The sequence below is a fragment of the Streptomonospora sediminis genome (assembly GCF_054778995.1).
This window is the reverse complement of record NZ_BAAGYZ010000005.1, coordinates 54,783-75,359: the sequence shown is the minus strand read 5'-3', so window position 1 is coordinate 75,359 and position 20,577 is coordinate 54,783. Positions and strand designations below refer to the sequence as shown.

Here is a 20,577-nt window from a genome sequence, read left to right as displayed (position 1 = left end):
AGCCCGCCGGCGCGGTGTCCGCGAAGGGGCCGTCCGGCGGCGAGATCATCCGCTTCGACAACGTGGTCAAGCGCTACGGCAGCAACATCGTGCTGAACGAGCTGGACTTCTCGGTCCAGGCGGGGGAGCGCGTCACGCTCATCGGGCCCAGCGGTTCGGGCAAGACGACGATCCTGCGGTTGCTGATGACCTTGGAGACCATCAACGGCGGGGTCATCTGGGTCAACGGCGAGCCGCTCTCGCACATGCGGCGGGGCGAGCGCCTGGTCAAGGCCAAGGAGAGCTACCTGCGCAGCGCGCGCAGGAGCATCGGGATGGTCTTCCAGCAGTTCAACCTGTTCCCGAACATGAGCGTGCGCAGGAACATCACCGAAGGGCCCGTGCACAGCCTGGGGGTGCCCAAGGCCGAGGCCAACCAGCGGGCCGAGGAGCTGCTGGACCTGGTGGGGCTGAGCGACAAGATCGACGCCCACCCCACCCGGCTCTCCGGCGGCCAGCAGCAGCGCGTGGCGATCGCCCGGGCGCTGGCGATGCGCCCGCAGATCCTGCTGCTGGACGAGGTCACCTCGGCGCTGGACCCCGAACTGGTCGCCGGCGTGCTGGACGTCCTGCGGGACATCGCGCAGACCACCGACATCACGATGCTGTGCGTGACCCACGAGATGTCCTTTGCGCGCGACGTCTCGGACCGGGTGCTGATGTTCGACGAGGGCCGGATCGCCGAGGAGGGCCCGCCCGAGCGGATCTTCGGCGACCCGAAGGAGGAGCGCACCAAGACGTTCCTCAAAGCGGTCCTGGAGCACAGCTGAACCGGCGCTGAATCCGCTGCGCCGGTTCACGCCGGCTCCCCGCAGGGGCCGCCGGCCGTTGCGGCGCGGAAGGCTCGGCGCGGATCCGCGCCATGGGGGCGGGCGCCTGCGGCGGCAGGTGCCCTCCCGCTGCTGTGCGCACACCGCGGCTTTGCACCGGACAGAGGCGGGCCGCACCGGACACCGCCCGGCCGCGCAGCCGCCCCAGCGGCGGCACCGGCTGCGGCGCCGGGTGTCCCCGGCCCGGACGCCGCGCGGCCACTCCTACTTTCCTAGGTGGAAAGTAAAAAAACGGAGAGTAACGACATACCGTTGCCATTGCGTCACCTTTCCGTCCTCGCGGGAGAGACTGGGTTCCTGACCAGGGGGGAGGCCGGTGGCGAAGTCATACACATGGTTGCTGCGATGGGTAGCGGCCGCGGCGGTGGTGGCGCTGGCGGCCGTGCAGATCCTGCACCCTGCGGTACCGGTGAACCTCTTCGGCGAGCGTGCGCCCCACCAAGGCACCCTGCTGGTGCCGATGGTCGCCGGGCTGGTGCTGATCGCGCTGCTGAACGACCGCCCCCGGTGCAGCCGGATGGACGAGCGGGTGCGCCGGGCGCTGATCGGGCACTCGATGCCCTACGAACTGGCCTGGCTGCTGACTCTGCTGGCGCTGTTCATCGTGGTGACCTTTGCCGTCTCCGGCTTTGTCGAGGTCTTCCTGCCGGGGGTCTCCTGGGAGGTCCTGATGCCTCCGGTGCGGATCCTGTTCCTGTTCGTGCTACCGCTGCTCGTGGTGGACCTGGGCGGTTTCACCATCGCCGGCTACAGCACGGTGATGCCGCTGCTGGCCATGCGGGTGGTCGAGGGGTGGCGCTGGTTGGGGCTCGCGCCGGCCGCGGCGGTGGTGGGGCTGATGGGGCTGGCGGCTCTGGACACGCATCCCGTCGATCCCGCCGTCGTGGTCGCGGCCGTGATCGCCATCGTCGCGGCAGTGGCCATCCCCGAGGAGATCTTCTTCCGCGCGCTGCTGCAGACCCGGCTGGAGCGCGTCGCCGGGCGCTGGCCCGGCATCCTGCTGACAACGGCGGTGTCCACCGCGGTGAGCGTGGCCCTCTCCGAGTTCGGCGAGTCGACCCCGGAGTCGGAGATCCTGCGGATCGGGGTCTGGCACGCGATCGTGTTCTACGGCCTGGTCGGACTGCTGCACGGCTACCTGTGGGCCGCCTACCGCAACATCTGGCTCAACGTGCTGCTGCGCAGCGGCGTCCTGCTGATGCGGGTGCTGCCGCTGCTGGACCTCATGTAGCGGCCGATCGTACGCGGCGACGCGCAGCGCTGCGCGCCGGTCCGCGCAGCGGCACGGCGGCGGGCGCACCCCGGCTCCGATCTCTGTGATCTGTCCCCATCCGTAATCGATCGCGAACCTTGTCCGGAATCCGCAGGGCTGTATGGGGGAAGACCGTCAGGGAGTGAAGGGCAGCGGGAACCGGCCCCGCGGCGCTCCCCGTTGGCGGTACTCCTACCGCCGTTACCTCGGGGACACTGCGGCGCCGACCCCCATTAAGCGGGATGGGAGACTCTGCGACCGTGACTGCGGAATCGGTGATTATGGGACAAAATAGCGAGGAACTGCCCGCTGATCGTTTCCTCGATCGCGAGGAGGGTTGGCTGCGGTTCAACCAGCGGGTGCTGGAACTCGCCGAAGACACCGACATACCGCTCCTCGAACGCGCCCGGTTCCTGGCCATCTTCGCCAGCAACCTGGACGAGTTCTTCATGGTCCGCGTGGCCGGCCTGAAACGGCGGCTCGCCACCGGCGTGGCCGTCACCTCCGCCACCCGGCACCACCCCGGCGACCTGCTGCAGCGGGTGTCGGAGGTGTCCCGCGAACTGATGCTGCGCCAGGCGCGCTGCTTCCACGAGTCCGTGGCGCCCGCCCTGGCCGAAGCCGGCATCCGCATCGTCCGCTGGGCCGACCTCGACGAATCCGACCGGGAGCGCATGCACCGCTTCTTCCACGGCTCGGTCTACCCGCTGCTCACCCCCTTCGCCGTCGACCCCGCCCACCCCTTCCCCTACATTTCCGGCCGCTCCCTCAACCTGGCGGTCACCGTCCGCGACCCGCAGACCGGCCGCACCATGTTCGCGCGCGTCAAGATGCCCTCGGCCCTGCCGCGGTTCATTGACCTGGGCGGCGAACGGTTCGTGCCCACCGAGGACGTCGTCGCAGGCCACCTGCCCGTACTGTTCGAAGGCATGGAGGTGCTGGAGCACCACGCCTTCCGCGTCACCCGCAACGCCGACCTGGAGGTCGACGAGGACGAGACCGACGACCTCGTGCAGTCGCTGGAGAACGAGCTGCGCCGGCGCAGGTTCGGCCCGCTCGTCCGGCTGGAGGTGGAGCAGACCATCTCCGCGGACGTGCTGGCCATCCTCCGACGCGAACTCGGCGCCGACGACCGCGAGGTCTACCCGGTGCCCGGACCGCTCAGCCTCGCCGGCCTCGACCAGATCGCCGACCTGCCGCGCCCGGAGCTGCGGTTCTCCCCGATGGTGCCCGCCGAACCGCAGGCCCTCACCCAGGACGACTTCTTCAACGCGGTGCGCAGGCGGGAACTGCTGGTCCACCACCCCTACGAGTCGTTCACCACCACAACGGAGCGGTTCCTCGCCCTGGCGGCGGCCGACCCCAAGGTGGTCGCGGTCAAACAGACGCTCTACCGCACCAGCGGAGACTCCCCGATCGTCGAAGCCCTCATCGACGCCGCCCGCTCCGGCAAGGAGGTCGTCGTCCTCGTCGAGATCAAGGCGCGCTTCGACGAGCAGAACAACATCCTGTGGGCGCGCAAGCTCGAAGAGGCCGGCTGCCACGTCGTCTACGGCGTCGTCGGGCTGAAGACCCACTGCAAGCTCGCCCTGGTCGTGCGCCAGGACGACGACGGCGTCCTGCGCCGCTACTGCCACGTCGGCACCGGCAACTACAACCCCGGCACCGCCCGCGTCTACGAGGACTTCGGCCTGCTCAGCGCCGATCCCGAGGTCGGCGAGGACCTCAGCGACCTCTTCAACCACCTCACCGGGTTCTCCCGCAAGTCCGAGTACCGCAGGCTGCTGGTGGCACCCCCTGCGCTGCGCGACGGACTGATGCGGTGCATCCAGCAGGAGGTCGACAACCACCTGCGCGGGGCGCCCGCCCGCATCCGCATCAAGGTCAACTCGCTGGTCGACGAGGACCTCATCGACGCCCTCTACGAGGCTTCGCGCGCAGGCGTGCCGGTTGACCTGTGGGTGCGCGGCAGTTGCGTACTGCGGCCCGGAATGGCGGGGGTGTCGGAGACCATCCGGGTACGCAGTATCCTCGGACGGTTCCTGGAGCACTCCAGGATCTTCGTTTTCGAGAATGGAGGGGAACCGCAGGTGTGGCTCGGTAGCGCCGACCTCATGCCGCGCAACCTGGACCGGCGGGTCGAAGCCCTCATCCGGGTCGCGGACTCCGCGCAGCGCTCCCGCCTGGTGGGTCTCATGGACCTGGCCATGGCCGACAGCACCGCCTCGTGGCGAATGGACCCCGACGGCGGCTGGACCCGCGTGACCCGCGACAGCGCGGGCGAGCGGCTGCTGGAGCTCCAGAGCGCACTGCGCAGCGACCGCCACCTGCGGGCCGTCGATGGCTGAACATCCGGACGATCCGATCACGATCACCAGCCCCTTCCCACCGCGCGAGACCGCACCCAGCGGCTACCTGGAACCCATCCGCGCCGCCGGCGCGGTGCTGTGGCGCGGCGACCCGGGAGCGTGCGAGGTCGCGCTGGTGCACCGGCCCGACCGCGGCGACTGGAGCCTGCCCAAAGGCAAGGTGAAAAGCAGCGAGCACCTGCTCACCGCCGCCGTGCGCGAGGTCACCGAAGAGACCGGGCTGCGGCCGGTACTGGGCCGCCGGGTCCCGCCGCAGCACTACCTCAAGGACGGTTGGCCCAAGCAGGTCGAATGGTGGGCGGCCACGGCCTCGGGCGAATCCGCCTTCGCACCCAACGAGGAGATCGACGCGCTGGAGTGGCTGCCCATCGACCAGGCGCGCCACCGGCTCACCTACGGCCACGACATCCAAGTGCTCGACAACTTCGCCAGCGGCCCCGCCGAGACCTTCCCGCTGATCGTGCTGCGCCACGCCTCGGCCGGCGACAAGGGCAGCTGGGACGAGGACGACCTGCTGCGCCCGCTCGACTCGGGAGGCCGCGGCGACGCCCGCGAACTCGCCCGCGTCCTGCCCGCCCTGGGCACCCCGCGCGTGGTCAGCTCCGCCGCGGCGCGCTGCACCGAGACGATGCTGCCCTACACGGTCGCCAACGGCGCCGACATGCGCACCGAGCGGGCCTTCACCGCCCAGAACGGCGGCTCGGCCCCGGTCTTCGACGCCGCGGCCGCGCACGACGCCTTTGCCGCGCTGATCGACGAGGGCCTGCCCACCGTGGTGTGCACCCACGGCGAGCTGGTCCCCGGACTCATGCGCGAGACCCTGGACAAGTTGGACGCGCCGGTATCCCAGCAGCTGTCGCTGCGCAAGGGCACCTTCTGGGTCCTGCACCTGGCACGCTCCGACCGGCGGCTGGCCGCGGTGGAACGCCACACCCTGCGCGGCGGGTGACAGGCGGGTGCACACCGCCGGGCCGAGCGGTCCGGCAGCAGGCGTCCGCTACCGCAGAAACCGCCCCGACCGAACTGAGAGGATTTCCGCTATGGCCAAGCACCGAGTTAGCCGCAGCGTGGAGGTCGACGCCCCCGCCGATCGGATCTTCGACATCATCGCCGACCCCAGCCGCCACCACGAGTTCGACGGCTCCGGCACGGTCCGGCAGACCGGCGGCGGCACCGAGCGCCTGGGCCCCGGCTCCCGGTTCGGCATGGACATGCGCATGGGCATGAACTACCGCACCGCCAACCGGGTCGTGGAGTACGAGGAGAACCGGCTGCTCGCCTGGAGCCACAGCGGCGGGCCGCACATCTGGCGCTGGCAGCTGGAGCCGCTGGACGACGGCACCACGCTGGTCACCGAGACCTTCGACTACACGCGGCTGGCGGCCGTCTACATCCTGATCGGCGCCCCGGCGCGCAACGCCCGCTCCATCGAGGACACCCTGCCCCGGCTCAAGCGGCTCGCCGAAGAGGGCGCCGGCGGGAAGGGTACCGGCTCCACGGGCGCCGACCAGAGCGCGGAGTAGCATAACGCGGCATCCGCGGGGGATCCACCGCTTCGGAGCCGCGGCTATTGGCCGACCCCGGCCGCATCTTCCGCCGGTGCGGCCGGGCGGCGTCTGACAACATTTTCCGCATGCGCGCCCCCCAACCGCATTCCGCCCTGCAGCCCGCCTCGCTCCCATCCGCCGGCTCCGCCGAGGGCCTGCTGGGTGCCGAAAGCAACCCGATGCTGATGGTGGCCCTCGGTATCGGCGGAGTGGTGCTGCTGGTGGTACTCCTCGTCGCGGTCAGCGGCGGCGGGCAGCGATGGGCGCTCGCCAGAAGCGCAGGGGATAGCGCGCCCGCCTTTGTAGAGCCGTCATTGCTGCCCTCTAGCGTCCGGGACGCAAGGCTTACCATGTTCATCACCGGGGGACTTTTACTGATCACCGGCGTCGGTATTCCCATGGGATTCGCCTTCCTGGCCGCGGCCCGGGGACTGCGGAGACCGACTCGCGGGGCATATGCATTCGCGGTAGGACTTCAAGTCCTGCTGCTGCTGATCGTGTTCCTTGCCGCGGTCCTATGGATGGCCTTCGCCAATTGGAACCCGATTGGGTTGGTGGCCGCGTTTGCCACCTGGTCCGTACCGCTGGCCCTCTCCAGCATCGCGCTCTTTCTGCTGTACCAGAGCCGCGACTACTACCGGGTACGTGCCTGAGTACCCCTCCCATCGGCAACCGCCGCATGCACCGGGCGCCGAGCGGATCCCGCGCCGCGCAAAACCCGCCCGTTCCCGCGGCACGCTGCACCGATGCGCGCGGTGCGGTCCGGTCGCCGTGCCAGACTTGGGAGCATGCCATCCTCGTTCGCCGAAGCCCGCGTCGACCTGGGCGCGATCAGTGAGAACATCGCTGGCCTCGCCCGGCGCGCGCCCGGTGCCGCGGTCATGGGGGTGGTCAAGGCCGACGGCTACGGCCACGGGATGCTGCCCGCCGCCCGCGCCATGCTGGCCGGCGGCGCCACCTGGCTGGGCACCGCCTTCATCGAAGAGGCACTGGAACTGCGCGGCGCCGGGATCTCGGCTCCCCTCGTCTCCTGGATCGTGCCGCCGCACGCGCCGCTGGCCGCGGCCGTCGCGGCAGGCATCGACCTGGGTGTCAGCACGCCGGCGCTGATCGATGACATCGCCGCCGCGGCCCGCGAGGCAGGGCGGCCCGCCCGCGTGCACCTGAAGGCCGATACCGGGCTCAACCGCGGCGGGCTCACCGCCGGCCAGTGGCCCGAAACCACCGCGGCCGCGGCCCGCGCCGAAGCCGACGGGTTCATCCGGGTGACCGGCGTGTTCTCCCACTTCGCCTGCGCCGACGAACCCGGCCACCCCTCCATCGCCGCCCAGACCACGGCCTTCCACGAGGCGCTGGAGGTCGCCGGCAAGGCCGGGCTGCACCCCGAGGTGCGGCATCTGGCCAACTCCGCGGCCACCCTCACCCTGCCCGAAACCCATTTCGACCTGGTTCGTCCCGGTATCGCCGGCTACGGGCTGAGCCCCATCCCCGGTCTGGCCGACACTGGGCTGCGCCCGGCCATGACCCTGCGCACCGCGGTCGCCATGGTCAAGCGGGTCCCCGCCGGCAGCGGGGTCTCCTACGGGTACCGCTACATCACCGACCGCCCGGCGAACCTGGCGCTCATCCCGCTCGGCTACGGCGACGGCATCCCGCGGGCGGCCACCAACACCGGCCCGGTCTTTGTGGCGGGCAAGCGCCGCACCGTCGCCGGAACGGTGTGCATGGACCAGTTCATGGTCGACCTCGGCGACGACACCGGCGGTACCGAGCCCGATGCGGTGCTGTTCGGCCCGGGCGATGGGGGCGAACCCACGGCCCAGGACTGGGCGGACGTGCTCGGGACCATCCCCTACGAGATCGTCACCCGGATCTCCACGCGCGTGCCGCGCGTCTACGTCAACGGCGGGTGATCCCGCGCCGCGCCCGCCGGACTGCGCCGGCACTGCACCGGCCGTGCGCCCGGCGTCCGCCCCGGTCCGCGGCGCGCCTACCCTGGAGACGTGGACGGATCCACCGCCGCACCCGATCGAGACAGCGTTGCGAGCCCATGACCGAAACCACCCGCGCTGCAGCCCCGGCCGCCGACGGCCCCGGCGCCACCAGCAACACAGCCTTCGCCACCGCCGCGACCGATGCCGCGATGCGCGCACTCGGCCGCCGCATCGCCGCCCGGTTGCGCCCCGGGGACCTGGTGATCCTCAGCGGCCCGCTGGGCGCGGGCAAGACCACCCTGACCCAGGGCATCGGCGAAGGGCTGGGTGTGCGCGGCCCCATCACCTCGCCCACCTTCGTCATCGCGCGCGTGCACCCCACCGAATCGGACGGGCCGGCTCTCGTGCACGCCGACGCCTACCGCCTCGGCGGCGCCGACGAACTCGACGACCTTGACCTCGACAGCGGACTCGGCGAATCCGTCACCGTCATCGAATGGGGCGAAGGCGTTGCCGAAGACCTCGCCGACGACCGGCTGGAGGTCACCATCGCACGCCGCCCCGACGACACCCGAGGCATCGCGCTGACCGGGATCGGCGCGCGCTGGTCCGGCGCCGACCTCGGCGCGGAATAGGCTGGACCACCGTGCTCATCCTGGCTTTCGATACCGCAACCCCGGCCATCACCAGCGCCGTCTGCGAAGGCGGTGACGGCGGCGCCGGTTTCCGCGTGCGCGCAAGCGCCACCGCCGTGGACGCCCGCAACCACGGCGAACTCCTGAGTCCGCAGATCAGCGACGTGCTCGCGAGCGCGGGCGCGGCCTTCGGCGACCTCACCCACATCGCCGTGGGAATCGGCCCCGGCCCCTACACCGGATTGCGGGTGGGGCTGGCCACCGCGCACGCCCTGGCCGAGGCGCTGGACATCCCCTGCCACGGGGTCGCCACCCTCGACGCGATCGCGCTCGCCTCCGGCCGCGAGACCCCCTTCATCGCCGCAACCGACGCGCGCCGCAAAGAGGTCTTCTGGGCGCACTACGCCGACGCGCACACCCGCACCGGCGAGATCGCCGTCGACCGCCCGTTGGCGGTCGACACCGGCGGGCTGCCGATGATCGGCCACGGCGCCCACCTCTACGCCGACGTGTTCGGCCCCGCGGCCGCCGACCCCGAACCGAGCTACCCCGCGGCCGAGGCGCTGGGCGAGGTGGCGCTGCGCCGCTTGGCCGCCGGACTCCCGCTGCCCGAGCCCCGGCCCCTGTACCTGCGCCGCCCGGACGCCGCCGAGCCGACGGCACCGAAGAAGGTGCGCCAGTGGCAGGCGTGAACACCGGATACCGCGTGCGGCGGCTGAGCGAGTGGGACGTGCCGGCCGTGATGGAGCTGGAGCGCGCCATGTTCCCCGCCGACGCGTGGAGCGAGGAAATGCTGCGCTCGGAGCTTGCCGAGCCCACCCGGCACTACTTTGTCGCCTGCAGCCGCGGCGGCACCGCCGCGCCCGCCGGCACCGCGGGCGACGGCCGCGACGGCCCGATCGTGGGCTACGCGGGCCTGCGGGCGGTACCGCCGCGCGGCGACGTGCAGACCATCGCGGTCGACCGGCCCTGGTGGGGCCGCGGCATCGGGCGCGCGCTGCTGACCGAACTGCTCGGCCAGGCGTACTCGCGCGGCGTGCGCGAGGTGTACCTGGAGGTCCGTTCCGACAATCCGCGCGCCCGCGACCTCTATCGCGCGTTCGGGTTCGCGCAGATCGGGGTCCGCGCCGGCTACTACCACGACGGCGCCGACGCCATCGTGATGTGCTGCGCCGCGCCGGCGGCCGCGATCGCCGGCACGGGGGGCGGCGATCCGGGCGAGGTGCTGGAGTTCGGCGAGGCGGCCGAGACGGCCGGAGACGACGAGGAGAAGGCGTGATGAGTGCGGGGGACCTGCCGCTGATCCTGGGCATCGAGACCTCATGCGACGAGACCGGGGTCGGGCTGGTGCGCGGCTGCGAACTGCTCAGTGACGAGGTCGCCTCCAGCGTTGACCAGCACGCCCGCTTCGGCGGTGTGGTGCCCGAGGTCGCCAGCCGGGCGCACCTGGAAGCCATGGTGCCGACGGTGCGCCGCGCGCTCGACAAGGCCGGGGCCACCCTCGCCGACGTCGACGCGGTGGCGGTCACCGCGGGGCCGGGGCTGGCGGGCGCGCTGCTGGTGGGCGTCTCGGCGGCCAAGGCCTACGCCATGGCGCTGGGCAAGCCGCTCTACGGCGTCAACCACCTGGTCGGCCACGTCGCCGTGGACCAGCTGGAACACGGTCCGCTGTCCAGGCCGGCCATCGCGCTGCTGGTCTCCGGTGGGCACACCTCGCTGCTGCTGGTGCGCGACCTGGCCACCGACGTGCAGTCGCTTGGCGACACCGTCGACGACGCCGCAGGCGAGGCCTACGACAAGGTGGCGCGGCTGCTCGACCTGCCTTACCCGGGCGGCCCGCCCATCGACCGGGCCGCGCACGAGGGCAACCCGAAGGCGATCCGCTTCCCGCGCGGCAAGTGGGGCGACGGCACCTACGACTTCTCGTTCTCCGGACTGAAGACCGCGGTCGCCCGCTGGGTCGAGGACGGTGTCCGCGAAGGCCGCCGGTTGCCGGTGCCCGACATCGCGGCCGGGTTCCAGGAGTCGGTGGTCGATGTGCTCACCCGCAAGGCCGTCGACGCCTGCCTGGAACACGGCGTGGAACACCTGGTGATCAGCGGCGGCGTAGCGGCCAACTCGCGGCTGCGCGCCCTGGCCGAGGAGCGCTGCGCTGACGCGGGCATTATCCTGCGCGTGCCCCGCCCGCGCCTGTGCACCGACAACGGCGCCATGATCGCCGCCCTGGGCGCCGAGGTGGTGGCAGCCGAGCTGCCCCCGTCCACGCTGCGCCTGGCCACCGACACCGCCCTACCGGTGGACCGCCCCCTGGCGGCGTAACCGGCGAAACCGCGGCGCCCGCCCGGCCCGTTTCGCAGCTGCGAAAACGGCAGGTGCGAATCAATAGGTGCGAAAGCCCGAAGTATCGATCCGAGCGCCCGCCAGTGGGGCGGGCAGCTCGATCGTCTCTCCGAACCGGGCCGTATGGGTGGTGCGGTAGCTCCCGTCGGCTGGGTCGGAGTAGACGAACACGTCGCCCTTGCGCGGGTCGATCAGCAGGTAGACCGGGATGTGCCACTCGGCGTAGGACTCCAGCTTCTCGGTGAAGTCGATCACCGCGTTGCTCGGAGAGGCGACCTCGGCGACCAGGTCGACCGTGTCGGAACCGAGCAACCAGCCGGACTCGTCCTCGACCTCAACCGGGACGACCACCAGGTCGGGCGAAGAGAAGTCGTCCGGGTCGTCGGGGGCGGCGATGGAGTACATCTGCTGCGCCATCCGGGTGTCCTCGAGCTGCGGCGCGAGTTGGCGTTCAACGCGCCGGACAATGCCGCCGTGCTTGAACGACGGCGTCGGGGACATCACGATTTTTCCCTTGATGATCTCGACCCGGAAGCCCTTGGGCTGACGGGATGCCTCAACGCGGCGCCGTAGTTCTCCGCCCCGGGTCCCGCGGTCGGGGAGGCTCATTGGCATGCCAACTCCTCAGCGTCGGACTCACTAATAGGTATACCCGTTTCCGACGTGGAGGGCCGCTTGTGAGCGGGCGGTACACGCGGCGGCGGGGCGGGCGAGTGGTGTGCTCGCCCGCCCCGCCGGATCCGGGTGTTACTCGTCGTCTTCGTCGTCCTCGTCGCGGCGGCGTTTCTTCTTGCCGTCGCGGCCGGGGCGCAGGAGCGCTTCGGCGAGGGCGAGCATGGTCTCCTCGAGGGCGGCCAGCCGCTTGGTCATGTCGTCGTGCGAGGTCTCGACGGCTTCGGTGATGGCCTCGTCGAACTCGTGGCGGTCCGGGCGGGCCTGGACCTCGCGCAGCAGCGGGTCGAGGTTCTCCTTGAGGTGGCCGTCGAGGCGCTCGATCCGGTCGGTGGGGTCGATCACCGGGCGCTCCAGCAGCTCGGTGAGGCGGCGGTGCACCTCGCTGAACTCCAGGGTGGCCGGCAGTTGGGCGAGGCGCTGGTTGAGCGCTTCGAGGCGGTCGTCGACCGCCTCCAGGCGGCCGTCGACACCGCCGATCTGCCCGTTGACCCCCTCGAACTGGCCCTCGACGCCGTTGACGCGCCCCTCGATGCCTTCGAGGCGCCCGGTGACACCGTCGATCTTGCCTTCGACGCCTTCGAAGTTGCCTTCGAAGTGCCCCTCGAAGGTGTCGAAACGGTCCGTTAGGCGGCCCAGCCCGCGGTCGAACCGGCCGTTGATGGCCTCCAGGTGGCGGTCGACCCGCTCGGCCAGCTCCTGGCGGCCCTGCTCCAGACGGGCCTCGACGGCCGCGCGCTGTTCCTCGACCGCTGCGGCCAGCGTGCCGTGGCGGTCGTCGCCCTGCTCCTGCAGTGCCGTGATGCGATCGTCGACGGCGCTGTGCAGTTCGCCGATACGGGTGTCGACGGATTCGCGCAGCTCGCCGGAGCGCTCTTCGACCGTGCCGCGCAGCTCCGCCAGCGCGGCGGTGGTGGCGGCCAGGTCCTTTTCGGTCTTGGCGCGCAGCCCTGCGGCGGTCTCGTCGAGCTTGCCGCCGAGTTCGGTGCGCTGCTGGTCGTCGCGCTCACGCAGTTCGGCCCGGTGCAGCTCCAACTGCTCGTGCAGTTCGGTGAGCCGGTCGCGCACGTGGGCCCGGATGTCGCCGAGGCGCTCCTCGGTGGCTTCGGCGAGCTTGACGACGGCGCTGTTGGCGTCGGCGACCGCGGCGGTGGCCTCGGCCTGGTTCTCCTCGGCCTGGCTGCTCAGCTTGGCGACGCTCTCGCTGAGCTGGGCGGTGACCGCGGTGTGCTGCTCGGTGGTCTTGCCGTCGAGCTGCTCGATGCCTTCGGTCAGCGCGGTGTGGCGTTCCCCGGCCGCGGTGTCGAGCCGGTCGATGCCCTCGGTCAGTTTCCCGTGGCGCTCCTTGGCCGCGGTGCCCAGTTGCTCGATGCCTGCGGTGAGGGCGGTGTGCTGCTCGGTGGTCTTGCCGTCGAGCCGGTCGATGCCTTCGGTCAGCGCGGTGTGGCGTTCCCCGGCCGCGGTGTCGAGCCGGTCGATGCCTTCGGTCAGTGCGGTGTGGCGTTCCCCGGCTGCGGTGTCGAGCCGGTCGATGCCCTCGGTGAGCGCGGTGTTCAGCGCGGTGTGCTGCTCCTCGGCGCGCGTGCTGAGGCGGTCCACGCCTTCGGTGACGGCACCGGTGACGGAGTCGCGGCTCTGCTCGGTGGTGCTGCGCAGCGAGTCGGCAGCGGTGTCGAGTTTGCCGCTGAGCGCCGTCTGCTGCTCGCGCAGGGCGGATTCGAGCGATTCGCGGCTCTCGCCGATGGAGGCCGCCAGGTTCTCGCGGCCTTCGGTGACAGCGGTCTCGACCGAGGTGCGGCTCGCCTCGACCGCCGCGTTAAGGACCTCGCGGCCCTCGCTGATGGCGGCGGTGACGGCCTCGTGCCGCTCGGTCGCAGCGTTCATGGCCGTGTCGTGCTGGGCCTCCAGGCGCTCGGTGACGGCCGCGAGGGACGCGTGGATCTCCTGCGAGCGGGTGTTCAGGCCCTCGACGGCCTCGTCGATGCGGCCGAACCGGGCTTCGGCCCCGGCGGCCAGTCCTTCGAGGCGCTCGGCGAGCCGGTCGATCCGGCCGGCGTTCTGTTCGCCGGACTCCGACAGCTCCTGCATCCGTGTCAGCGCGGTGTCGAGGTGGCCGGTGATGGTGCGGATGTCGGCACGCAGCGCCGACATCTCGGCCAGCGGCTTGACGCGTTCTCCGACCAGCGAGATGTGTTCGGCGAGGGTCTCGGCCCACTCCGGCGGGCGCGAGGAGAGTTCTTCGACCCTGGCCTGGACGTTGGAGACCGACTCGGCGAGCGTGGCGAACTCGCGTTCGCGGAACTCGCGCAGCAGCCACTCCATGCCTTCCAGGCGCTGGCGCATCTCCTCGTTGACCGCGCCCTGCGACTTCTGCTCGGACACCTGGTCCTGCGCGGCGCGCGAGAGAAGGTCCCGCATGCGGTCGGAGATCCCGGTCTGACCTCCCCCGTTGAGGAAGTTGTGGTTGGTCTGTTCCACCGAGGTGCTCCTTTTGGTCTAGCGCCCCCACCCGTTGCGGCCGTGGATGGGCGGTGTGCTCCTGGTCGGCCGGCGACGCGGTATCGGGCACAGGCGCCACCTGGTCCGCTTCCACGGTCAGGGGTGCCCCGATCACGCGCGGTGATGGGCGGGCCCGCAGAGGGAGACGTGCGAACGAGGCGGCCGCCGACCACCCGGATGCGTCGCCGGAAGAATCCAGGATGGGGAGAAAGGGGTCAGCGGGGATCAGTTTAACGACATGAGCCCCGCACACCGGGTTCAAGTGTTAAAGATACGGATTTGCGACTGAAGCGCTCTGCTGAGTCACGCTAGTACCGATCGTGCACTCAGTCACCCCTTGAGGTGCGGGAGTGCGATGTCGGTTATGCGTGGTTTGTCGGTGGCAAAGCTGTGACCTCGGAACACAGTAGGCACAAAGGGCGGTTTCCCACCCGGGTGAGGATCACTGTGACAGATTCCGGACCACTCGGTTTAAGGTCGCGCCGCAGTTTTTCGACATCCACGGCCGATCCGCGTTTCTTAATCGTTACCGTTCCCGCGCCCCGTTGCCGCAGTGCCGCCCGCAGCCGCTTGAGCGAGAAGCCCATGACTTCGTGTACCTCGTAGGCGCGGCAGAAGGGCGTGGGCACCAGGTGCTCGGCGGTGATGTAGGCGATGTCGGGGTCGATCAGCGTGCCGTCCACCAGCGCCGCCGCCTCGGCCACCAGGTGCGAGCGCACCACTGCGTTGTCGGGCTCGTAGAGGTAGCGCGCGGGCGGGCCCACGGGGGCGGGGCCGCCGCCGGGGTCGTCGGCAAGCGTCGCCGGCGCCGCACCGTCGCTGCGCAGCAGGGTGGCGCGCCGCCGGACGGGCCGGCCGGGCAGGCGCCACAGCGCGGTCTCCTTGAGGTCGCCGTCGACCGAGATCCACTCGGCTTCGGCGTCTTCGGGGATGCGCTCGTGCGGGATGCCCGGCGCGGCCTTGACACAGGACGCCGGTGCGCGCCCGGCCAGCTCCATGACGGTGCCCCAGGGCGGAGAGTAGGCGTCGGGGTCGAAGACCCGTCCGCGCGAGCCGCGCCGGGCGGGGTCGCAGAAGACGGCGTCGAAGCCGCCGGGCTCGGCAGCGGCGGCGTCGCCCGCGCGCACGCGGGCGCGGGCGCCCAGCTCCAACGCGGCGATGTTGGCGGCGGCGACGGCGGCGGTCAGCGGGTCGGCCTCGATCCCCTCGACCGCCAGCCCGGCCTCGGCCATGCCGATGGTGTCGGCACCGATGCCGCAGCCCAGGTCGGCCGTTCGCGCTCCCGGGCCCAGCGCCGCGGCGAGCCGGCCGGCGCGGTAGCCGGTGACCGGCAGCCGGGTGGCCTGCTCCAGGCCGGGAGCGGTGAAGAACATGCGCGCGGCGCGCTCACCGAACTTTGCGCGCGCGCGGGCGCGCAGCCGCGCCTGGGTCAGTGCAGCGCCGGCGAGGTCGGCGGGGGAGACGCCCGGCGGGGGGTCGTCGGCGGCGATCGCCTCTTCGGCGTCGCGGCGCAACCGGGTGGCCGCCTTCAGCGGGTCGGCGGCGGCGGATTCGGCGTCGGCGATGGCAAGGACCCTGCGCCCGGCTGGGGTGTGCAGTGCCGTGAACGCCGCGGTCGCGTCGGGTGCGGTTTGCCCGATGGACACCACGATGTTCTCCCGTGACCTGTTGTTTGACGTGCCCTATGGGCCGGGCTAATGTTCCATACTGGCACTCTCCAAGGTAGAGTGCTAATCGCGACGAGGCCGGTCTGGCACCCGCGACGGCAGGCCGCCGTGGTCGCCCCTTTACAAGCATGCCGTTTCGGATTTCGACCCTGAAGGGGGAGGTCACCACCGTGTCGACCGCCACCAAGACTGTGCTCAAGCCGCTTGAGGACCGCGTCGTCGTCAAGACCCTTGAGGCCGAGCAGACCACCGCCTCCGGCCTGGTCATCCCGGACACCGCCAAGGAGAAGCCCCAGGAGGGCGAGGTCCTTTCCGTGGGCCCCGGCCGCTACGACGACCAGAGCGGCAAGCGGATCCCGCTCGACGTCAACGTCGGCGACATCGTTCTGTACAGCAAGTACGGCGGCACCGAGGTCAAGTACGACAACGAGGAGTACCTCGTGCTCTCCGCCCGCGACCTGCTCGCGGTCGTCGAGAAGTAGGGCTTCGGCTCCTGCCGATGCCATGCCTCCCGCCCCGGCCGGCACGCTGCCGGGCGGGGCGGTTTTCATATTCGCCGTACCTGTACGGATAGAGGAAGCTCGCAATGCCCAAGATCCTGGAATTCAGGGACGAAGCCCGGCGCGCCCTTGAGCGCGGCGTCGACCACCTCGCGGACTCGGTGAAGGTCACGCTGGGCCCGCGCGGCCGCAACGTCGTGATCGACAAGAAGTTCGGCGCGCCCACCATCACCAACGACGGTGTCACCGTCGCGCGTGAGATCGAGCTCGACGACCCCTACGAGAACCTCGGGGCCCAGCTCGTCAAGGAGGTCGCGACCAAGACCAACGACGCCGCGGGCGACGGCACCACCACCGCCACCGTGCTGGCCCAGGCGCTCGTGCACCAGGGCCTGCGCAGCGTGGCCGCCGGTGCGTCGCCGATGTCGCTGAAAAAGGGCATCGACACCGCCGCGCAGAAGGTCGCCGACGTCCTGATCGAGCGCGCCCGCGCCGTCGGTGAGCGCGAGGACATCGCCTACGTCGCCACCAACTCCGCCCAGGACGCCCAGATCGGCGACATGATCGCCGAGGCGTTCGACAAGGTCGGCAAGGACGGTGTCATCACCGTCGAGGAAGCCCCGACCATGGGGCTGGACCTCGACTTCACCGAGGGCATGCAGTTCGACAAGGGCTACGTCTCGCCCTACTTCGTGACCGACAACGAGCGCCAGGAAGCCGTCCTGGAGGACGCGCTCATCCTGATCAACCAGGGCAAGATCTCCAGCCTCAACGAGCTGCTGCCGCTGCTCGAAAAGGCCGCCCAGACCAAGAAGCCGCTGCTGGTCATCGCCGAGGACATCGAGGGCGACGCCCTCAGCGCGCTGGTCGTCAACAAGATCCGCGGCGCCCTCAACGTGGCCGCGGTCAAGGCTCCCGGCTTCGGCGAGCGCCGCAAGGCCATGCTGCAGGACATCGCGACCCTGACCGGCGGCCAGGTCATCGCCGAAGAGGTCGGCCTGACCCTGGAGAACGCCGAGCTCGACGCGCTGGGCAGCGCCCGCCGCGTCACCATCACCAAGGACGACACCACGATCGTCGACGGCAACGGTGACCAGAGCGAGGTCGACGACCGGGTCAACCAGATCCGCAAGGAGATCGAGAACAGCGACTCCGACTGGGACCGCGAGAAGCTGCAGGAGCGCCTGGCCAAGCTGGCCGGCGGTGTCTCCGTGCTGCGCGTCGGTGCGGCCACCGAGGTGGAGCTGAAGGAGAAGAAGCACCGCCTTGAGGACGCGATCTCGGCCACCCGCGCCGCGATCGAGGAGGGCATCGTCCCCGGCGGCGGCGCCTCGCTGGTGCACGCCGCTGCGGAGCTCGACGACCTCGGCCTGTCCGGCGACGAGGCCACCGGCGTCAAGATCGTGCGCGACTCCCTGGTGGAGCCGGCCCGCTGGATCGCCGAGAACGGCGGCGCCGAGGGCTACGTCATCACCTACCGGATCGCCGAGCTGCCGGTCGGGCAGGGCTACAACGCCGCCACCGGCGCCTACGGCGACCTGATGGCCTCCGGCATCCTCGACCCGGTCAAGGTCACCCGCTCGGCGGTGCAGAACGCCGCCTCCATCGCGGGCATGCTGCTGACGACCGAGGCCCTGGTCGTCGACAAGCCCGAGGAAGAGGACTCCGAGGGCGGTCAGGGGCACGGCCACGGCCACTGAGCCGCGCCGCCGGTAATCCCACCGCCCGCAACCGGTGCCGGCCACTTGGCCGGTACCGGCCGGGTCCGGGTTTTCGCCCCGCGTCCGCAAGCCCTGCGGGCGCGGGGTTTCGCTTATCATCGCACCCCCTGTTTCGGTACGCGGCGCGCGTCACTTATCGGGCTTTTCCGCCAAATGTGATCATTCTGTTGCTGCACTTGGTGACGTGTAAGTCCGCGCAGCGGGGCATGATGCGTTACGTGACGGATCTACGCGCAGCGGGGGGCCTGCTCGCGGGCCGAGCGGATGCCCTGCGCAGAGCGAACGAGACGGAACTGAACGATCTGACCTCGCTGGCGGTACAGGGCGACGATGGCGCGGTGGACTCGCTGATCCGCGAGGTCCGCCCGATGGTGCTGCGCTACTGCCGCGCAAAGCTCTCCCGGGTCGCCGGGTACGTGCACTACTCCGACGACGTCGCCCAAGAGGTCTGCATCGCTCTGCTCGCGGCGCTGCCCCGCTACGAGGACATGGGGCGCCCGTTCGCCGCATTCGTCTTCGGTATCGCCGCCCACAAGGTGGCCGACGCACTGCGCCGCTCCACCCGCGCCGATGTGCCCACCGATTCCGTGCCCGACTGCGCCGACGACGACCCCGGACCCGAAGAGTCGGTCGTGCGCACCGTCGAAGCCGAGCGGGCGCGGGCCCTGCTCGACGAACTGCCCGAGCAGCAGCGCCGCCTGCTGGTCATGCGGGTCATCGCCGGCCTGACGGCCGACGAGACCGGCCACGCGCTGGGCATGTCGCCCGGCGCCGTGCGCGTGGCCCAGCACCGCGCCCTGGCCCGCCTGCGCAAGGTCGCGGTGGCCAACCGGCTGGTCTGACCGGACCGGTGCCCGCGCCCGTTGCCTCATCCTTCCCGGCTTCCCGAGCCCGACCGCGCGCCCGGGGCCGGCCACCCCGCTCGCGCTGTGAGCCTCGCCACCGGGCGCCGCGGATCGCGGTAGTTCGGCTCCAGGCCGCTTTGCAGCAGATCTAGGATGAAAGAACACGCGCGAGGGGTTGGGAAGAGATATGACGGAGCTGTTCACAGGGCAACCCGGCAAGGTGCTGCCACCAGGACTCACCTACGACGACGTCCTGCTGGTGCCGTCCTACTCGGACCTCCAGCCCGGCGACGCCGACACCACCAGCAGGCTCACGCGCAACATCACGCTGCGCATACCGCTGCTGTCGGCCGCCATGGACACAGTGACCGAAGCGCGCACCGCGGTGGCAATGGCCCGCCAGGGCGGCGCCGGCGTGCTGCACCGCAACCTCTCCGTCGACGAGCAGGCGGGCCAGGTCGACCTGGTCAAGCGCTCCGAGGCCGGCATGGTCACCGACCCGGTCACCTGCAAACCCGACGACACCCTCGCCGACGTCGAGGAACTCAGCGCCCACTACCGCATCTCCGGCGCCCCGGTCACCGACGCCGACGGCAGCCTGCTGGGCATCGTCACCAACCGCGACATGCGTTTCGAGACCAACCGCCTGCGGCCCGTCCGCGAGGTGATGACCCCGATGCCGCTGATCACCGCTCCGGTGGGGGTCAGCCGCGACGACGCGTTCCGGCTGCTGCGCGAGAACAAGGTCGAGAAACTGCCGCTGGTCGACCCCCAGGGCCGGCTGCGCGGGTTGATCACCGTCAAGGACTTCATCAAGAGCGAGCAGTTCCCCGACGCCACCAAGGACGGCGACGGCCGCCTGGTGGTCGGCGCCGCGGTCGGGGTCGGCGCCGAATCCGAGGTGCGCGCGCGTGCGCTGGTCGAGGCCGGGGCCGACTTCATCGTCGTCGACACCGCGCACGGCCACTCCGCCGGCGTCGCCGAGATGATCGCCAAGCTCAAGGCCAACAGCGCGGCCGACATCGTCGCCGGCAACATCGCCACCCGGGCCGGCGCCCAGACCCTGATCGACGCCGGCGCCGACGCCGTGAAAGTGGGCGTGGGGCCCGGCTCGATCTGCACCACCCGTGTTGTCGCCGGTGTTGGTGCGCCGCAGGTCACCGCCGTGATGGAGGCCGCAAAGGCGGCTGGTCCGGCGCAGGTCCCGGTCATCGCCGACGGCGGGCTGCAGTTCTCGGGCGACATCGCCAAGGCCATCGTCTCCGGCGCGAGCACGGTGATGCTGGGCAGCCTGCTCGCCGGTGTCGAGGAGAGCCCGGGCGACCTCGTGTTCATCAACGGCAAGCAGTTCAAGACCTACCGCGGCATGGGCTCGCTGGGCGCCATGCGCGGCTCCTACTCCAAGGACCGCTACTCCCAGGCCGACGTCGCCACCGAGGAGAAACTGATCCCCGAGGGCATCGAGGGCCAGGTCCCCTACCGCGGCCGACTGGCGGCGGTCGCGCACCAGCTCATCGGCGGGCTGCGGCAGTCGATGTGGTACGCGGGCACCCGCACGATCGACGGCCTCCGCGAGCACGGCCAGCTCATGCAGATCACCTCGGCGGGCCTCAAGGAGAGCCACCCGCACGACATCCAGATGACCGTCGAAGCCCCCAACTACCAGGGGCGGCGCTGACCCGCAGCTGACCCGCGCCGGCACTCCGGCACCGCGGCGGTAAACTCGC

Annotated in this window: 18 protein-coding genes; 15 read left to right on the top strand and 3 right to left on the bottom strand. The window is 71.0% G+C overall.

Annotated elements, in window-relative coordinates:
- The first annotated feature begins 14 nt into the window (after nt 1-14).
- The 11 genes from ehuA to tsaD all read left to right on the top strand — a co-directional run bounded on the left by ehuA (nt 15) and on the right by tsaD (nt 10,925).
- On the top strand, nt 15-809 hold the full coding sequence (ehuA, locus tag ACYVD5_RS00970) for an ectoine/hydroxyectoine ABC transporter ATP-binding protein EhuA (RefSeq protein ID WP_460998914.1): 795 nt from the start codon (nt 15-17) through the stop codon (nt 807-809).
- 376 nt (nt 810-1,185) lie between these two features.
- Nucleotides 1,186-2,100: a CPBP family glutamic-type intramembrane protease gene (locus tag ACYVD5_RS00965; protein WP_460998913.1), complete on the top strand. Its 915-nt coding sequence runs from the start codon at nt 1,186-1,188 to the stop codon at nt 2,098-2,100.
- Between the two features lie 302 nt (nt 2,101-2,402).
- Entirely contained in the window at nt 2,403-4,469 is a 2,067-nt protein-coding gene (locus tag ACYVD5_RS00960; protein WP_460998912.1) for an RNA degradosome polyphosphate kinase, read from the top strand.
- A complete protein-coding gene (locus tag ACYVD5_RS00955) occupies nt 4,462-5,439 on the top strand; it encodes an NUDIX domain-containing protein (protein ID WP_460998911.1) in 978 nt (325 codons plus the stop codon). The genes ACYVD5_RS00960 and ACYVD5_RS00955 overlap by 8 nt, the downstream gene beginning before the upstream one ends.
- A gap of 91 nt (nt 5,440-5,530) precedes the next feature.
- The gene (locus ACYVD5_RS00950) at nt 5,531-6,013 is read left to right on the top strand and encodes an SRPBCC family protein (protein ID WP_460998910.1); all 483 of its coding nucleotides are present in this window, start codon (nt 5,531-5,533) and stop codon (nt 6,011-6,013) included.
- Nucleotides 6,014-6,123: 110 nt separating this feature from the next.
- Entirely contained in the window at nt 6,124-6,690 is a 567-nt protein-coding gene (locus tag ACYVD5_RS00945) for a hypothetical protein (protein ID WP_460998909.1), read from the top strand.
- Nucleotides 6,691-6,825: 135 nt separating this feature from the next.
- The gene (alr, locus tag ACYVD5_RS00940) at nt 6,826-7,950 is read left to right on the top strand and encodes an alanine racemase (protein WP_460998908.1); all 1,125 of its coding nucleotides are present in this window, start codon (nt 6,826-6,828) and stop codon (nt 7,948-7,950) included.
- A 137-nt stretch (nt 7,951-8,087) separates the two neighbouring features.
- Nucleotides 8,088-8,606 (top strand): tRNA (adenosine(37)-N6)-threonylcarbamoyltransferase complex ATPase subunit type 1 TsaE, encoded by a 519-nt coding sequence (tsaE, locus tag ACYVD5_RS00935; protein WP_460998907.1) that lies wholly within the window; start codon nt 8,088-8,090, stop codon nt 8,604-8,606.
- 11 nt (nt 8,607-8,617) lie between these two features.
- On the top strand, nt 8,618-9,298 hold the full coding sequence (gene tsaB, locus ACYVD5_RS00930; RefSeq protein WP_460998906.1) for a tRNA (adenosine(37)-N6)-threonylcarbamoyltransferase complex dimerization subunit type 1 TsaB: 681 nt from the start codon (nt 8,618-8,620) through the stop codon (nt 9,296-9,298).
- Nucleotides 9,286-9,885 carry a ribosomal protein S18-alanine N-acetyltransferase gene (rimI, locus tag ACYVD5_RS00925; RefSeq protein ID WP_460998905.1) on the top strand — a complete coding sequence of 200 codons (600 nt, stop codon included), beginning with the start codon at nt 9,286-9,288 and terminating at the stop codon, nt 9,883-9,885. The genes tsaB and rimI overlap by 13 nt, the downstream gene beginning before the upstream one ends.
- Nucleotides 9,885-10,925: a tRNA (adenosine(37)-N6)-threonylcarbamoyltransferase complex transferase subunit TsaD gene (tsaD, locus tag ACYVD5_RS00920; protein ID WP_460998904.1), complete on the top strand. Its 1,041-nt coding sequence runs from the start codon at nt 9,885-9,887 to the stop codon at nt 10,923-10,925. Before rimI ends, tsaD begins: the two co-directional genes overlap by 1 nt.
- 60 nt (nt 10,926-10,985) lie before the next feature.
- Here tsaD and ACYVD5_RS00915 read toward each other — a convergent pair whose 3' ends face one another.
- The 3 genes from ACYVD5_RS00915 to ACYVD5_RS00905 form a co-directional block, all read right to left on the bottom strand.
- Nucleotides 10,986-11,561 carry a Uma2 family endonuclease gene (locus ACYVD5_RS00915; protein ID WP_460998903.1) on the bottom strand — a complete coding sequence of 192 codons (576 nt, stop codon included), beginning with the start codon at nt 11,559-11,561 and terminating at the stop codon, nt 10,986-10,988.
- Between the two features lie 132 nt (nt 11,562-11,693).
- The gene (locus ACYVD5_RS00910) at nt 11,694-14,096 is read right to left on the bottom strand and encodes an apolipoprotein A-IV repeat region-like domain-containing protein (protein ID WP_460998902.1); all 2,403 of its coding nucleotides are present in this window, start codon (nt 14,094-14,096) and stop codon (nt 11,694-11,696) included.
- 383 nt (nt 14,097-14,479) lie between these two features.
- Nucleotides 14,480-15,757: a class I SAM-dependent methyltransferase gene (locus ACYVD5_RS00905; protein ID WP_460999240.1), complete on the bottom strand. Its 1,278-nt coding sequence runs from the start codon at nt 15,755-15,757 to the stop codon at nt 14,480-14,482.
- Nucleotides 15,758-15,954: 197 nt separating this feature from the next.
- Between ACYVD5_RS00905 and groES the strand changes: the two genes are divergently transcribed.
- From groES to guaB, 4 genes are all read left to right on the top strand, one after another.
- Nucleotides 15,955-16,266 carry a co-chaperone GroES gene (gene groES, locus ACYVD5_RS00900; RefSeq protein ID WP_460998901.1) on the top strand — a complete coding sequence of 104 codons (312 nt, stop codon included), beginning with the start codon at nt 15,955-15,957 and terminating at the stop codon, nt 16,264-16,266.
- A gap of 104 nt (nt 16,267-16,370) precedes the next feature.
- Entirely contained in the window at nt 16,371-17,984 is a 1,614-nt protein-coding gene (gene groL, locus ACYVD5_RS00895; RefSeq protein WP_460998900.1) for a chaperonin GroEL, read from the top strand.
- Nucleotides 17,985-18,223: 239 nt separating this feature from the next.
- Entirely contained in the window at nt 18,224-18,847 is a 624-nt protein-coding gene (locus ACYVD5_RS00890; protein WP_460998899.1) for a sigma-70 family RNA polymerase sigma factor, read from the top strand.
- Nucleotides 18,848-19,037: 190 nt separating this feature from the next.
- Complete coding sequence (gene guaB, locus ACYVD5_RS00885; protein ID WP_460998898.1) at nt 19,038-20,528, top strand: IMP dehydrogenase; 1,491 nt, start codon at nt 19,038-19,040, stop codon at nt 20,526-20,528.
- Nucleotides 20,529-20,577 lie beyond the last annotated feature (49 nt).

Bases quoted from the DNA above. Each gene is read 5' to 3' on its own strand.
- ACYVD5_RS00960 (WP_460998912.1), top strand. From the start codon at position 2,403: ATGGGACAAAATAGCGAGGAACTGCCCGCTGATCGTTTCCTCGATCGC.
- ACYVD5_RS00955 (WP_460998911.1), top strand. From the start codon at position 4,462: ATGGCTGAACATCCGGACGATCCGATCACGATCACCAGCCCCTTCCCA.
- ACYVD5_RS00950 (WP_460998910.1), top strand. From the start codon at position 5,531: ATGGCCAAGCACCGAGTTAGCCGCAGCGTGGAGGTCGACGCCCCCGCC.
- ACYVD5_RS00945 (WP_460998909.1), top strand. From the start codon at position 6,124: ATGCGCGCCCCCCAACCGCATTCCGCCCTGCAGCCCGCCTCGCTCCCA.
- alr (WP_460998908.1), top strand. From the start codon at position 6,826: ATGCCATCCTCGTTCGCCGAAGCCCGCGTCGACCTGGGCGCGATCAGT.
- tsaE (WP_460998907.1), top strand. From the start codon at position 8,088: ATGACCGAAACCACCCGCGCTGCAGCCCCGGCCGCCGACGGCCCCGGC.
- tsaD (WP_460998904.1), top strand. From the start codon at position 9,885: ATGAGTGCGGGGGACCTGCCGCTGATCCTGGGCATCGAGACCTCATGC.
- ACYVD5_RS00915 (WP_460998903.1), bottom strand. From the start codon at position 11,561: ATGCCAATGAGCCTCCCCGACCGCGGGACCCGGGGCGGAGAACTACGG.
- groL (WP_460998900.1), top strand. From the start codon at position 16,371: ATGCCCAAGATCCTGGAATTCAGGGACGAAGCCCGGCGCGCCCTTGAG.
- guaB (WP_460998898.1), top strand. From the start codon at position 19,038: ATGACGGAGCTGTTCACAGGGCAACCCGGCAAGGTGCTGCCACCAGGA.